The 13790-nt window shown below is 36.0% G+C and carries 13 protein-coding genes, 1 tRNA gene and 1 pseudogene; 4 read left to right on the plus strand and 11 right to left on the minus strand.

What is annotated here, in order from left to right; genetic code table 11:
- Positions 1–129: 129 nt before the first annotated feature.
- The 9 genes and pseudogenes from BUC16_RS02160 to BUC16_RS02200 form a co-directional block, all read right to left on the minus strand.
- On the minus strand, positions 130–420 hold the full coding sequence (locus BUC16_RS02160; protein ID WP_073367580.1) for a helix-turn-helix transcriptional regulator: 291 nt from the start codon (positions 418–420) through the stop codon (positions 130–132).
- A gap of 2 nt (positions 421–422) precedes the next feature.
- Positions 423–566: pseudogene (locus BUC16_RS02165) on the minus strand (type II toxin-antitoxin system RelE/ParE family toxin); the annotation flags it as partial.
- 123 nt (positions 567–689) lie between these two features.
- Positions 690–1466, minus strand: coding sequence for a BglII/BstYI family type II restriction endonuclease (locus BUC16_RS02170; RefSeq protein WP_073367581.1), 777 nt, complete (start codon positions 1464–1466; stop codon positions 690–692).
- Complete coding sequence (gene dcm / locus BUC16_RS02175; protein WP_073367583.1) at positions 1435–2739, minus strand: DNA (cytosine-5-)-methyltransferase; 1305 nt, start codon at positions 2737–2739, stop codon at positions 1435–1437. Before dcm ends, BUC16_RS02170 begins: the two co-directional genes overlap by 32 nt.
- Positions 2729–3037: a helix-turn-helix domain-containing protein gene (locus BUC16_RS02180; RefSeq protein WP_073367584.1), complete on the minus strand. Its 309-nt coding sequence runs from the start codon at positions 3035–3037 to the stop codon at positions 2729–2731. Before BUC16_RS02180 ends, dcm begins: the two co-directional genes overlap by 11 nt.
- Before the next feature lie 169 nt (positions 3038–3206).
- A complete protein-coding gene (gene hflX / locus BUC16_RS02185) occupies positions 3207–4439 on the minus strand; it encodes a GTPase HflX (protein ID WP_073367586.1) in 1233 nt (410 codons plus the stop codon).
- 62 nt (positions 4440–4501) lie between these two features.
- Positions 4502–5713 carry an MFS transporter gene (locus BUC16_RS02190; RefSeq protein WP_073367587.1) on the minus strand — a complete coding sequence of 404 codons (1212 nt, stop codon included), beginning with the start codon at positions 5711–5713 and terminating at the stop codon, positions 4502–4504.
- A gap of 96 nt (positions 5714–5809) precedes the next feature.
- Positions 5810–6853, minus strand: coding sequence for a Gfo/Idh/MocA family oxidoreductase (locus tag BUC16_RS02195; RefSeq protein ID WP_073367589.1), 1044 nt, complete (start codon positions 6851–6853; stop codon positions 5810–5812).
- Between the two features lie 242 nt (positions 6854–7095).
- Complete coding sequence (locus BUC16_RS02200; RefSeq protein WP_073367590.1) at positions 7096–8160, minus strand: NADH:flavin oxidoreductase/NADH oxidase; 1065 nt, start codon at positions 8158–8160, stop codon at positions 7096–7098.
- Positions 8161–8396: 236 nt separating this feature from the next.
- Between BUC16_RS02200 and rseP the strand changes: the two genes are divergently transcribed.
- Both rseP and BUC16_RS02210 read left to right on the plus strand, forming a co-directional pair.
- On the plus strand, positions 8397–9740 hold the full coding sequence (gene rseP / locus BUC16_RS02205; RefSeq protein WP_073367592.1) for an RIP metalloprotease RseP: 1344 nt from the start codon (positions 8397–8399) through the stop codon (positions 9738–9740).
- 140 nt (positions 9741–9880) lie between these two features.
- Positions 9881–9954, plus strand: a tRNA-Asn gene (locus tag BUC16_RS02210).
- Positions 9955–10156: 202 nt separating this feature from the next.
- Here BUC16_RS02210 and BUC16_RS02215 read toward each other — a convergent pair.
- Together BUC16_RS02215 and BUC16_RS02225 are read right to left on the minus strand one after the other, a co-directional pair.
- The gene (locus tag BUC16_RS02215) at positions 10157–11455 is read right to left on the minus strand and encodes a HesA/MoeB/ThiF family protein (protein WP_211517971.1); all 1299 of its coding nucleotides are present in this window, start codon (positions 11453–11455) and stop codon (positions 10157–10159) included.
- 349 nt (positions 11456–11804) lie between these two features.
- Positions 11805–12281 carry a multiubiquitin domain-containing protein gene (locus BUC16_RS02225; RefSeq protein WP_073367595.1) on the minus strand — a complete coding sequence of 159 codons (477 nt, stop codon included), beginning with the start codon at positions 12279–12281 and terminating at the stop codon, positions 11805–11807.
- Between the two features lie 522 nt (positions 12282–12803).
- On the opposite strand from BUC16_RS02225, the gene BUC16_RS02230 reads away from it, so the two are divergent.
- Both BUC16_RS02230 and BUC16_RS02235 read left to right on the plus strand, forming a co-directional pair.
- Complete coding sequence (locus BUC16_RS02230) at positions 12804–13145, plus strand: helix-turn-helix domain-containing protein (RefSeq protein ID WP_073367597.1); 342 nt, start codon at positions 12804–12806, stop codon at positions 13143–13145.
- 1 nt (position 13146) lies between these two features.
- A complete protein-coding gene (locus tag BUC16_RS02235) occupies positions 13147–13665 on the plus strand; it encodes an ImmA/IrrE family metallo-endopeptidase (protein ID WP_084546072.1) in 519 nt (172 codons plus the stop codon).
- The last annotated feature ends 125 nt before the right edge of the window (positions 13666–13790 follow it).

The raw sequence follows: 13790 nt of genomic DNA on the forward strand, positions 1-13790 counted from the left end.
CTAATTTCTTGATTTGGATTTTGTACTTGTTGGATTGGTGTTTCTATGTCAAATGCAATAAAAAAAGACCTTTAGCGAGATTGCTAAAGGTCTTTTGGATTTTTATAATGTTGTCATTTGTAGCTGTTGCTAAATTTCGATTTGGATTTTTACTTTTCCTCCAAGACCTTTTTCAACGATGTCATATAAAGTTTTGAGCGTTAAATTACCTCCGTTATTTTCAATTCTGGAAATATATTCTCTCTTTTTTTCAACTAAATCACCCAATTCTGATTGTGTCAAATGTTTTTCTTCACGAGCTTTTTTCAAAAGTAAACCAATTTTAAAACCTTGAAATTCTCTTTCAAGCTCATCACGTCTTTCGGTTCCTTTTTCTCCGTAAACCTCGTTTTTAATCGTTGCCCAACTTTTAGTTTCCATAATTATTTAGATTTTTCGTTGTAATATTTTGTCATTAAACGCAATGCTTTTTCAATTTCATTTTTTGGTGTTTTTTGCGTTTTCTTTTGAAAGCCATTAAGTAGAATCACCAATTTTCCATTGTCAAAAAAACAAAACACTCTCCAATAACGGCAAGTAATCGATTCCGTTCAATACGGGTTTCATTGTTCGTGCTGCGAATGCAACAAAATTCTAACTGTTATCGGAATACCTTTTAGTTTTTCAAATACGTTTTGTTAAATTAAAATTCATTCGACATCAATTCCAATTAGCCAAACAGGCACCGAAATTACTTTTGAAAACTCTTCCATAATTTTTTTAGTCTTGTCAAAAGTTACAATTCCATCACTTAACATTTTTTCTAAATTTCCAGTTGGAACAATATAAATTAAGCAGTCAACAGAATTTTGAACATCGGCTTTAAGAACTTTGAAAAAATCCCTATAAGCTAATGCCCAATTTCCAAATTGTATTTCCCCAACAATAAGTGGAGTTGGAGATTCTTCATTTTCTTTTGCTATGTTTTTTCCATTCCCTTCAAGCTGAAATAAGTAATCAGCTATTTCTTTTAGATCGGGATTCTTTTTTAAAAATTTACTCCATCTAATTTCCCCATCTGCATATTGTAAATTTCCAAAACACAAATTCCGTAATGATAGAATATTATTATAATGATTTAAGATAGCAAAATCAAAACCACCGATAGAGCTTTTTTCAGAACTAAAATAGAAAACTCCATTTTCTTCATAAACCTCAAATTTTATTTCAACATCTTTTATTTTTTGAAGTTCCTCTCTTATTACAATATTCAGTCCTTTTGCTTCAATTGCTCGACTTTCAATTCCTTGAGTTTTTTTAACTCTTGGTGAAATTCTAATTTCATTTGATAAAGAAGCTATAAATTTATCTTTAAGATCCTTATGGGTGTTTATTATTTCAAAAGAATGATGATGATAGTATTCTTTTGAAACATATAAATTTACGTTAGTAGTTTTAAACCAACTCTCTTTTTCTTGATCTGTCATAAAAATTTATTTTATTTTTTAATGCAATTCCAACTTTTTCTATAACTCCAACAACTAAAGCATTGCCCATAAAGAAAGCACGTTTCGTATCTGTTACTCCTTCAAATTTTGTGTGATTATCAGGAAACATATTTAATCTTTCTAATTCAACAGGCGATAGTCTCCTGTAACCTTTGACGGTTTTTATAACGTGTTTAAATCTGGATGCAGATTTTCCGCCTTCGCCTGTTATTATAGTTCTTGATGGTTTATCTAATGAATCTGGAAAAATCATTCCACCTTCACTATAATTGTACTCAAAACCTTGAGAATTTTTTCTCATTTCTTTTTTTGCACCTTTCAGATAAAACCATTTATCCAAATCTTCCTCATTTATGTAGAATTCTTCGGTTACTTCTCCGTTTTGAATGATGTCTTTTAGAATTGTGAATTTGTCTTCATAACTTGGTTTTGTTTTGATTGTTGTTACATTTCCATCAATCATTATTCCCGTATTTTCAAACATTCCTGTTTTTCCATTCTTGTTGAAATTTTCTGAAATTTCAACTATATCGCCATTAAGTTTGAATTCATTTGGAAACAAAATGTTATCAGATTGAACAGGAAAAGCATTTGCCAAAGTTCCATCTTTAAGTAACCAATCGGTTGAATTAGTTTCTTTTATTTCGTTGTAAATTGTTGAATTTTGAGAATATGCTAAAATAAAAATTCTTCTTCTTCTTTGTGGCATTCCATATTCTGCGGCGTTTACAACTCGCCATTCAACGGCATAACCCAAGTCGTTTAGACTTTTTAGAATTATTGCAAAATCTCTTCCACGTTGTCCAGATGGAGAAATTAGAAGGCGATCTACATTTTCTAAAAACAAATATTTTGGTTTATTCTCTTTTTCGCTTAATATTTTATGAATAGACCACCATAAAACTCCTTTTTTCCCAATTAAACCTTTTGAGTTTTTCAAAGTTGTTGCTACAGAATAATCTTGGCAAGGAAAACCACCAACTAATAAATCGTGATCAGGAATTTCAGAAACTTCAACACTTGAAATATCATTGTTTGAATGTATGGAGTTTTTCCAACGGTTTTCATAAACCATTGATGCGTGTTGTACTTTTGTTGATGGTTCCCATTGATTGCTCCAAACTACTTCGTATGGACTTTCAAATTCTTCTTTGTAATTTGACGACGCTGACTTGTTATTCCATCCTTCTAAACCAAGTCTAAAACCTCCAACACCCGCAAACAACTCTACTACTTTTATTTTATTTTCCATTGTGAATCGTTTTTAGGTATAATGCTTTTTCTTCTGCTACTTTTAGAACTTCTCCAATGTTTTCTTCATAGAGAATGGTATGGGCTATTTGGTCACTTAACCAACTTGTGATTAATTTATTTTTGTCTAAATTATAAAATTCTGCGAATTTTTCAACTTGCTCTTTTGTTGGTTTTCGTTCTCCACGCTCAAATTTACTTATAATTGCTTGGTCAATTTCAAGTGCAGATGCAACTTGTCTTAATAAAAGACTCCTGCTTTCTCTTTCGGTTTTTATAATATCTCCAAATGTTTCCATAAGACAAAATTTGTTTTGACAAAAATAGTCAAATTAATTTCAGAAACAATTTTTGGAACATATATTTTTAGGGGAAAGTGATTTTCTGCGCAATTTTGGAGATATCACCCCAAAAAAATCCCTCTTGAAAAACTCAAAAGGGATGATTGTACTTTATAACTTGGAAAAATTATTCTTTCTCTTCTTTTTCGATTGCATCCTTGTAATCGGGATACAAAAACTTGTTGTAGGGAAAGCGCGTGATGTGAATTTGTCTCACGGCTTCGTAAACGCGTTCCCGGAAATCCTCAAAATTTTCTTTGTAGGCCGCCGAAATAAACAAGGCATTTTCTTCGCCCACACGGTGCATCCAAGTGGTTTTCCATTCCTCAAGCGTGAAATGTCTTGGCGTCTTTTCGGTCATTAAATCATCCTCGTCAATGGTCAAATGCTTGTAGGCATCAATTTTGTTGAAAACCATCAGAACAGGCTTGTCTTTTGCCTTGATGTCCGACAAAGTTTGATTTACCGACTCGATATGGTCTTCAAAATCAGGATGCGAAATATCGACAACGTGCAACAGCAAATCGGCTTCACGAACCTCGTCGAGCGTACTTTTAAAGGAATCCACCAATTGTGTCGGCAATTTTCGAATAAAACCCACCGTGTCCGAAAGCAGGAAAGGCAAGTTTTTGATCACCACTTTGCGAACCGTGGTGTCCAAAGTCGCAAAAAGTTTGTTCTCCACGAAAACATCGCTTTTGCCAATAGCGTTCATCAGGGTCGATTTTCCAACATTGGTATAACCCACCAAAGCCACACGAACCATGGCACCACGATTGCCTCTTTGGGTTCCCATTTGCTTGTCGATGGCTTTTATTTTTTCTTTCAACAACGAAATTCGGTCACGAACAATACGCCTGTCGGTCTCAATCTCCGTTTCTCCCGGTCCACGCATCCCGATTCCCCCTTTTTGGCGTTCCAAGTGCGTCCAAAGTCCTGATAATCTTGGCAACAAATAGATGCATTGTGCCAATTCCACTTGGGTTCTGGCATAGGACGTTTCGGCTCTTTGTGCAAAAATATCCAGGATAAGATTCGTCCTGTCCAAGATTTTGCAATCAATGATTTTGGAAATATTTTTCTGTTGCGAAGGCGTTAATTCATCATCAAATATCAAGGTCGAAATATCATTTTCCTTTACATAAAGATTGATTTCGTCTATTTTTCCGGTACCCAAAAATGTCTTGGGATTGGGTTTGTCCATTTTTTGCCAAAACCGTTTCACCACTTCACCGCCAGCGGTAAAGGTCAAAAAATCCAATTCGTCCAGATATTCGTTGAGTTTATCCTCGCTTTGGTTTTGGGTAACGATACCAACAATGGCCGTTTTTTCAAAATTTATTATTTCTTTTTCTAACATAACTTTTAATAAGCCACAAATTTAATGATTTGCAGTGGACTTATGGACATTGCCATCGAAATCTACTCAATTGCCTTGATTCTGGACACCATCAGGGCTATCGCAAATCCAAAAATACCGATAAAAGCGAATGAAAATCGCAAACTCGATAATTCGGCGATGTAGCCAATAACGGGTGGCCCCATCAAAAACCCGAGGAAACTCACGCTGGAAACGGCCGTCAATGCTTCGCCGGTTGGAATCGTTGGATGTTTTCCCGCAATGCTGTACAAAGTGGGAACCACGGTAGAAACGCCCAATCCTATCAGCATAAAAGCAAGGGTTGACGGAATTAAATAAGGAAAGATTACCGCCGTGAAGAAACCCGTTGAAATCATGATGCCGCTAATTTGCATCACTCTTTTTCGTCCAAATTTATGAATCAAACGATCACCAATAAATCGGCCGCTGGCCATCATGATCATGAAAGAAGTATAGCCTAAAACCACCAATGCGCCCGGAACTTTGACAATGTCTTTAAAAAACACGCCGCTCCAGTCAAACATGATGCCTTCGCTGGCCATGCTGCAAAACCCAATTACGCCAAGCAAAACCAAGGTCTTGTCCGGTTTTTGGAATCCTTTTTTCTTCTCGGCTCGGATGGTTTCTTTGGCTTTTATCAAAAACTTGAAATTAAACGCAATCAACAAAAAGGCGATCAAGGCAACAATCAGAAAATGAGAATACGTGCCAAGGTCCAACGCCAACATTCCCAAACCTACCAAAGCTCCCGTAAATCCGGCCAAACTCCACATCCCGTGAAACGAAGACATAATGGTTCTTTTGAAAAGGCCTTCGGTATAAACGCCTTGGGTATTTACGGATATGTTCGTCAGGTTTCCAAAGATTCCAAAGGCATATAATCCGAGAGCCAGTTGCCAAGCATTGGTGGCCAATCCCAAATTCGTTAAACTAAAAGCATACATCAAGATGGAAAAAGGCAGAATGCGGTGGCTGCCAAAACGAGTCACCAGTTTTCCCGAAAAATACATCATCGTCAACTGACCCACCGGCAACGCAAAAAGAATAGTTCCCAATTGACCATCGCTTAAGCCCAATGCAGCTTTAATATGCGGAATCCGGCTTGCCCAAGTGGCAAAACACAAACCCATGGCAAAATAAAAAAGCGATACTGCCCAACGAATCCTTACCAAATAAGAGGCTTTTGCATCTCTGTAGTTTTTTTTGTATTTCCCTTTGGTCTTGAATCGGGTCAAAAAGTTTAAATCTATCAAAAGAATGGGTTTTTAAAATTGAATCTGCAAAAATACAAAATCAATCTGTTTCTATTGGGCGTTTCCTTTTTAAACAGAATAATACAACGTTATTGTTTATAAATTGATTGCTTTCCTTTGCTCGTTGCTTTGAATGGCCGCATCAATAATTCGCATCACGTTTACACCGTCTTGGGCAGTTACCGGTTCGGATTTTCCATTGACAATTGACTGATAAACACCATCAAAATAATCATAATAATTCCCTTGAAGCGTCGGCACTTTTTCCCTGATGATTTTACCGTCGATTTCCGTGTGCAACAATCCTTCTTGACCTTCTTGTTCGGTTCCCCAAGTGGTTAAATTGGGTTTTTTGCCCACTTTCAACTCGTCTTCCTGCACATCGCCACGGGATTTCAAAAAAGAGCCTTTCTTGCCGTGAACCACGTAGGAAGGATTGGGTTCTCTCACAAAAAATCCGGCTTTCAATCGCACTCTTGCATCCGAATAAAACAACAAAATATCCAAATAATCATCCACCAAAGAATGTGCTCTCGTGATGCGGATATCGGCAAAAACGGCATTGGGCACACCAAACAAATACAAGGCCTGGTCAATGATGTGCGGTCCCAAATCCTTCAAAATTCCCGATCCGGAATTGATGGTTTCCTTGTGTACTTTTGGACTCAAAACAGGATTGTAACGGTCAAAATGAAACTCGGCTTCGACAATTTCGCCCAACAACTTCTCGTCAAGGATTTTTTTCACGGTTTTGAGTTCGCTGTCCCATCTCCTGTTTTGAAAAACGGACAATTTCAATCCTTTTTCTTTGGCCAAGACTGCCAATTCCTGTGCTTCGGCAACATTTGAGGTAAATGCTTTTTCGACAATGGCGTGTTTTCCGGCGAGCAACACTTTTTTGGCATACTCGAAATGGGTGTCAATTGGCGTGTTGACGACAACCAAATCGATGGATTTGTCTTCCAAAATCGATTCGAAACTGGGAAAGCTTTTGAGTTCGGGATAATCTTCTTGTATTAATTTCTTGCTTCTTTCCCAAGAACCCAAGAGTTCAAAACCGGGGTGAAGTTCCAAAAACGGGGCGTGAAAAATTTTTCCCGACATTCCGTAAGACAACAGTGCTGTTTTTATTTTTTGCATAATTAATTTTAGATTTTAGAGTGTAGATTTTAGATTTTGGTTCTTCTGGAAATATTGTGAACATTTAGCTTATTTTTTAAACCATTAAGACATTAAGGTTCATTAAGTGCAATAAGTCTTAATTTTCTTAATGATCTTAATGGTTTATTTGTGAACTGCCTATGTGAATTCAGATTTTCAAGACTTTTAAAATTGACGATTTTGTATTTATTACACGAAATCTGAAATCTGAACTCTAAAATTTATTTAGCTCTTTCGTATTGCTTTGGCCAAGGCACGTCCACTCCGAGTTCTTTGGCAAAATCCAAGGGCAAGTTTGGGTTTCTCAAAGATTCCCTGGCGAACAAAACCAAGTCTGCCTTTCCGGTGGCGACGATTTCTTCCGCTTGGGATGATTCTGTGATTATGCCCACGGCGCCTGTCAAAATTCCCGTTTCTTTTTTGATTCTTTCGGCAAAAGGAACTTGATAACCAGGTCCAACTGGAATCTGTTGGTACGATACCAATCCGCCAGAAGAAACGTCAATTAAATCAACTCCTCTTTCTTTCAATAGTTGACAAAGCTGTACCGATTCCTCGATATTCCAACCGCCATCCGCCCAATCCAAGGAAGAAATCCTGACGAACAACGGCAAATTTTCCGGCCATTCCGATTGTACCGCTTCGAGAATTTCCAACACAAAACGAATCCTGTTTTTGAAACTTCCGCCGTATTCATCTGTTCTTGCATTAGACAAAGGCGACAGAAACTGGTGCAACAAATAACCGTGTGCCGCGTGAATTTCGACCACTTGAAAACCAGCTTGAACCGCTCTTTTGGTCGCCGATTTAAAATCGGAAATTACTTTTTGGATTCCTATTTTATCCAAGGCAATGGGTGGATTTTCGTTCGAATGGTTGCTTATCGCACTTGGGGCAACCGGATCCCAACCTCCATTGGATTCGTCCAATCTTTTATTGCCGTTCCAAGGTTCGGACATACTTGCTTTTCGTCCGGCGTGTGCCAATTGAATTCCGGGAATCGCATTTTGGGAAAGAATAAACTGGTTGATGGCTTGCAATTTTTCGATTTGTTCGTCTTTCCAAAGACCCAAATCTGCGGGAGAAATTCGTCCTTCGGGAGAAACCGAAGTCGCTTCCTGAATGATTAAAGCCGCTCCGCCACTGGCTCGACTTCCTAAATGCACGAGATGCCAATTGTTGGCAAAACCATCAATTGCGGAGTATTGGCACATTGGCGAAATGGTGATTCTATTTTTGAAAGTGAGACTTTTTATTTGGAGGGGCGAAAATAATTCTGATGCCATAAAATTGGGTTTTATTGGAAAAATGGAAACATAAACTCAAGAATTCGAGTTTCAGAGAGTAAAGTTACGGGAGAAGCGACAAAGATTTAAAGAGGATAGCACATTTATTAACAAATTTTTATCGTCTGGGCCAAAAGGAAACCTTTGCAACTATAATAGAAAACCTTACTTTTGTCCGTTATACAATTAAATTAATAAGAGGATGCGATTGCTTCGTTCCTCGCAATGACAAATAAATGGAAATAGTTATCAAGCTTTCTCAATTTTTATTGAGCTTATCATTACTGATTATACTACACGAATTAGGACATTTTATTCCTGCCAAAATATTTAAAACCCGAGTAGAAAAATTCTATTTATTTTTTGACGTTAAATATTCCTTGCTTAAAAAGAAAATTGGCGAAACCGAATACGGAATTGGTTGGTTGCCGCTAGGTGGTTACGTGAAAATTTCGGGGATGATTGACGAAAGCATGGACAAGGAACAAATGGCTTTGCCTCCACAACCTTGGGAATTTCGTTCAAAACCGGCTTGGCAACGCTTGATTATCATGTTGGGCGGGGTTACCGTAAACTTCATCTTGGCGTTCATTATTTACATCGGGATGGCTTATGCTTATGGCGATGTCTACCTCAACAATTCCGAATTGAAGGATGGAATTGCGGTTACCAGTCCTGTGGGAGAAGAATTGGGATTCAGAACCGGAGATAAAATTATTGCAGTTGATGGTGAAAAAATAGCCCATTTTGACGATATTCCAATGAAACTCTTGTTCTCCAAATCGGCATTGATTGTTCGTGACGGAAAAGAACAAACCCTCAATTTCCCTGTGGATTTGATCGATAAAGTCTTGAAAGGAGAGAAAAAGCGTCCTTTTATTGAATTGAGAGAGCCTTTTATGGTGGGAAAACTGTCGGATTCATCGGCAAACAAAGCGCTTCAGCCCAAAGACGTTATCCAATCCATCAACGGTGTTCCAACAAAATATGCCGACCAAGTTATTGCATTTGCAAAAACAAATAAAAACCGTACTGTTGACGCCATTGTTTTAAGAGATGAAAAAGAAGTTCCTGTAAAAATCAGTATTGACAAAAATGGTAAATTAGGAATATACGCTGCTTCAGTAGGAATTAAAAGCTTGGAGAAACTGGGTCTTTATAAATTCAGCACGCAAAAATACGGTTTCTTGGAATCCATTCCGGTGGGAATCGAAAAAGGAAAAGACCAATTATTGGGTTATGGCAAACAGCTGAAAGCGATTTTCAATCCGGACACGGGTGCTTATAAAGGCGTGGGTGGCTTCAAAGCCATTTTTGACATTTTTCCCAATACTTGGAGTTGGGAAGTATTCTGGAACATTACGGCATTGCTGTCGATTATGCTTGGCGTGATGAATTTATTGCCGATTCCGGCTCTTGATGGCGGCCATGTCATCTTTTTATTATACGAAATGGTTAGCGGCAAAAAACCAAGCGACAAGTTCCTTGAAAACGCCCAAATGGTTGGTTTCTTTCTACTTATAACTTTGTTGTTGTTTGCCAACGGGAACGATATTTACAAAGCTATTGTTGGGAAATAATTTTTTTTAATTTTTTTTCAAATTTTGTTTGCGAAAATCAATTTTAGCCCTATATTTGCAACCGCTTAAACGAAGATACGCAATCAACAATAAGCACAACAATACGTTCCTAGTACAGTACGCATTTAAAATATACAGTTTCCTCCTTAGCTCAGTTGGTTAGAGCATCTGACTGTTAATCAGAGGGTCCTTGGTTCGAGCCCAAGAGGGGGAGCTTCATAAAGCCTTTACAGCAATGTAGAGGCTTTTTTGTTTTTACTAAATTCCTCAATTTCTTTACAGTTATTCTATTAAAAAAACGCATTCTAAAATTTAACAGGTTTAATATGTTTTTGCCATACATTAATGAAATTCATTAAATAAGGGCTTATATCACATATTTATGATACAAGCCCTAAAACAAAGTCTAACCTTTATTATATTTTAGTGTAGTTTGGTTTTCCAGTATTTTCAATTCGAAAATGGTCACATTTTTCAGATGTGAATTGCTTTCGGATATGGTCTGTAATTTTACCACTATTCCCATCATATGAAAGATAAACACCATCACTATTTCCCGACCAACCAGTTACCAAATCTACAAAAACACCAACTGCTGTTGAAGCCAAAACGCCATTTGGCCAAACTACCTGTGGCCTGCCTCCAACATTTCCATATTTAGCTGCTTCTTTTGCAAGTTTGTCTTCTGTTAAAAAACCATAACAACTCATACAAGCTGAACCAGGCATAGACAAAATTACCTGTCCGCTCATAGAATATCCACCAGAATCATAGACATCCATCCCAATATCTATCAAAGGTATTAGGAAACGTCTACATTCAGCTTCTAATTGCTGCCTCTCTGTATATGAATCTACACCTCCCAAAATAATATCGCATATTTGTAATTCTTCAGGAGCTTGTTGCCATTTTTTGGCAATAAGTGTCAAATTCGATTTAGGAAATATTCGTTTAATGACTCGTTTTGCAATATTAACTTTAAGAATGGCCTTTTTGATATCGGTATAGACACCACCAATTAATCGATTTAGATTTGTATCCTCCATTTTGTCATAATCAAAAATGGTTAAGTTTTTAACTCCTAAATGGGCTAATTGTTGCCCAATATGAGAGCCACCACCTCCGTAGCCGATTATCCCCACTTTTATATTCTCAAATAAAGATTGTGAATTAGTACCCAAAAAAGATTGTCTGTCAAACATTAAATCTTTAATCGTCTTTTTAATTGGATATTGTAATAAAAAAGGATAGCCAATCACACTTATTGAATCAGTTTTTATGCTTGAATAGAATGCATCCCTACTCAAAATGAGAAATCCATTAGTATGTTTCGGGGCAATATTATTCAAACTTTTTACAATTCCAGGCAAACTTTTTGCATCCGTAAAACTTGGAGAAGGCCTTCCTGAATGGTTATGAAGATGAACGTGAAAACAACCACAGTCTTTTTCAAACACACCTTGCATAGCAGCCCTTATAGCATTCGAGTTAATTTTTGCACCAACCTCCTTATCATTAATATAATCATTGTCGCCTACTGGTAAATAATCTATCGCTATTACCAAATTAACGTTTGGAGATAATTTAACGGTTTTTGCAAATAAAAACCCTACTCGCTCATAAGCAAAAGGATGGGGGCGTTTTAAATCTAAAAGCATTCTTTTATGCAGCTCTTCAGGAATTCGAAATTTTATATTTAGTTTTTTATTTTTCATCTCAAAGCGCTTAAATGTATTAGTAACAATTCTGCTAATCGGTATCCAGGAGTTACCCCCCATGAAATTGCATACCAATTTTCCCCTAGGATTCTAACATTAATTCTGTTCCAATTTCGTGGATTTGGAAGACCTGCGATATGGGCAGAAAAAAATAGGCTCGATGCATACCCATCCCTTTGAGATGGACATAATAGCGCATTAACAACATTTGGTTGGCAGTGATCAGGAAGCTGCAAGTTGTCAATTCTTATATAGGTATACCCCCCATCCTGAGCAACACTCAGGTCTGGGGCTATACTTTTTAATTCTAAAATCTGATCTTCTGGAAAGTTCATAGATTATTAAACTAAGCTGAAGAACCGTCTCTCACATGACTAAAAAACTTTTCGCAACCCTTAATCAGTACTGAAGAATCATCAGCTAATGAAACTAGTTTGCCATTAATTAATTCTTCAAGCTCGTGAGCTGCTGGAACTCCACCAAGTTTTTTGATTTCCACAACAGTGTGCTTCCCTCTTGAAATAGGGTATGACTTAGTATTAATGTGGATTTCAACTAATCGCAATCCTTCGTGTTTATGAGAAAAGAACTGCTCAATGCCAGGGCGAGCTAAATCTACCTTTGTTTCGTCGTCAATAATCTCATCCTCCCACGGTCTTTCTATATCAAGAAAGAGCTTATCTTCTTTAGGGATCTTGCCTAACTTTCTCACTTCAGAGCCCGATATGTACTGCTCATTCCATTCAAATTTTTCACTATTAATAATTAATTCTAATGATGGTCTTCCTTTTTGGGCTTCGTTAGCCCCGTTTTTATGTTCCATTTTTATGGGTTTTAAAATTTTTAAAATAAGTATTCTGTATCGCTTATCATTTCAGCGATAATAATTGAAAATCAATTAATTAATAAAGTTTGTAAATTGCTTATTTTAAAATTTTAAATTACACATATCAGGAAGAATAAGCCTGTTAAAAGACTCATTCTATTAAAATTAGCTTAAAAAACTTGTGTAATAATTTTGAAGGAGTTATATTTGAACTCTCAAAACAAATAAACTAGAAGTTTAGCAGACTACTGTTGACCTTCAAAATTATTCTACAAGTCAGGCTAATCCCTGGCTTTTTTTATTTCCTAAATGCGCTAACACATTATTCCATAATACAAATGTAATGAAAATTTCTACACATGCAAATTATAATCACTTTTTTTAATAATATGTTTGTATTACAAACAATGTTTGTCACACAAACATTGTTGTGTTATTTGTTATTTATTATTATATTTATAACGTGAAAATGTTTTTTGATTTAAAAAAAACATATATTCGCACAAAATATAGAGAGTTATGAAGAGTTTTAATTCGATTTTGTACCAGATTCTAGGTGCAAAAATTAAATCACGCAGAGAAGAACTCAATATGAACCAAAATGAGTTAGGACAAAAAGTTGATATTGGAAGAGCTTCTATTTCAAATATCGAAAAGGGTAGACAAAAACCACCTCTATCTGTTATTTACAAAATATGCCATCAATTGGATGTAGATGTACATTCAATTTTACCAACATATATCGAAATTGAAAATGAGTTAAAAAACGAAAATGATAGCTCCTTCAAAAAACTTTTCGATCATTATGATTTGGATGAACAAACTCAAAAAGAAATAGACGATTTATTTAAAGACTTATAATATGTTATATAGACACATTGAAGAAAAAGCTGATGAAGTTTTAAAAAACGAAAACTTTTATACAGCAGGATTTGATATTTTTAAATTTATTAAAAAATTAAATATTGAAGTTGTTCCTAAAAAATTTAGTGATGATATTTCAGGGTTTTTAGCGATAAACAACGGAAAAGTTGTTATATCTTTCAATGAAAATGAAGGTAAAGAGCGTAAAAGATTTACTGTAGCGCATGAGTTGGGACATTTCTTTCTTCATTCTAAAAACCAGCCATTATTTATAGATAAAACACCTAAGATAATGTACAGAAATAACGCATCATCTACAGGCGAAGTATTAATAGAAAGAGAAGCAAATGCATTTGCAGCGGCATTACTAATGCCTCAAAAGTTGATTATAGAAGAAATTGATAAATTACAAGAAAATGATGCTTCAAAAATAATATCTAAACTTGCGGATAAATTCAAGGTAAGTGAACAAGCAATGTCTTTTAGATTATCTAATCTTGGATATTACATAGGATAATATAACAAATCAATATAAAAGGCATACATTTAGGTAGCATAACGTAAAGTATTGAAAATATTAGTATAAACCTCGTTGGTCCGAGCCCAAGAGGAGGAGCTTCATAAAGCCTTTACAGCAATGTA

It is taken from the genome of Flavobacterium fluvii, from assembly GCF_900129545.1.
In the GTDB taxonomy this organism is placed as follows: Bacteria; Bacteroidota; Bacteroidia; order Flavobacteriales; family Flavobacteriaceae; genus Flavobacterium; species Flavobacterium fluvii.

What these genes read in the sequence shown, in the direction of transcription:
- rseP (WP_073367592.1), top strand. Translation starts at nt 8,397, where the DNA reads ATGGAAATAGTTATCAAGCTTTCTCAATTTTTATTGAGCTTATCATTA.
- BUC16_RS02230 (WP_073367597.1), top strand. Translation starts at nt 12,804, where the DNA reads ATGAAGAGTTTTAATTCGATTTTGTACCAGATTCTAGGTGCAAAAATT.
- dcm (WP_073367583.1), bottom strand. Translation starts at nt 2,739, where the DNA reads ATGGAAAATAAAATAAAAGTAGTAGAGTTGTTTGCGGGTGTTGGAGGT.
- BUC16_RS02160 (WP_073367580.1), bottom strand. Translation starts at nt 420, where the DNA reads ATGGAAACTAAAAGTTGGGCAACGATTAAAAACGAGGTTTACGGAGAA.
- hflX (WP_073367586.1), bottom strand. Translation starts at nt 4,439, where the DNA reads ATGTTAGAAAAAGAAATAATAAATTTTGAAAAAACGGCCATTGTTGGT.
- BUC16_RS02195 (WP_073367589.1), bottom strand. Translation starts at nt 6,853, where the DNA reads ATGCAAAAAATAAAAACAGCACTGTTGTCTTACGGAATGTCGGGAAAA.
- BUC16_RS02180 (WP_073367584.1), bottom strand. Translation starts at nt 3,037, where the DNA reads ATGGAAACATTTGGAGATATTATAAAAACCGAAAGAGAAAGCAGGAGT.
- BUC16_RS02215 (WP_211517971.1), bottom strand. Translation starts at nt 11,455, where the DNA reads ATGAAAAATAAAAAACTAAATATAAAATTTCGAATTCCTGAAGAGCTG.
- BUC16_RS02200 (WP_073367590.1), bottom strand. Translation starts at nt 8,160, where the DNA reads ATGGCATCAGAATTATTTTCGCCCCTCCAAATAAAAAGTCTCACTTTC.
- BUC16_RS02225 (WP_073367595.1), bottom strand. Translation starts at nt 12,281, where the DNA reads ATGGAACATAAAAACGGGGCTAACGAAGCCCAAAAAGGAAGACCATCA.
- BUC16_RS02235 (WP_084546072.1), top strand. Translation starts at nt 13,147, where the DNA reads ATGTTATATAGACACATTGAAGAAAAAGCTGATGAAGTTTTAAAAAAC.
- BUC16_RS02170 (WP_073367581.1), bottom strand. Translation starts at nt 1,466, where the DNA reads ATGACAGATCAAGAAAAAGAGAGTTGGTTTAAAACTACTAACGTAAAT.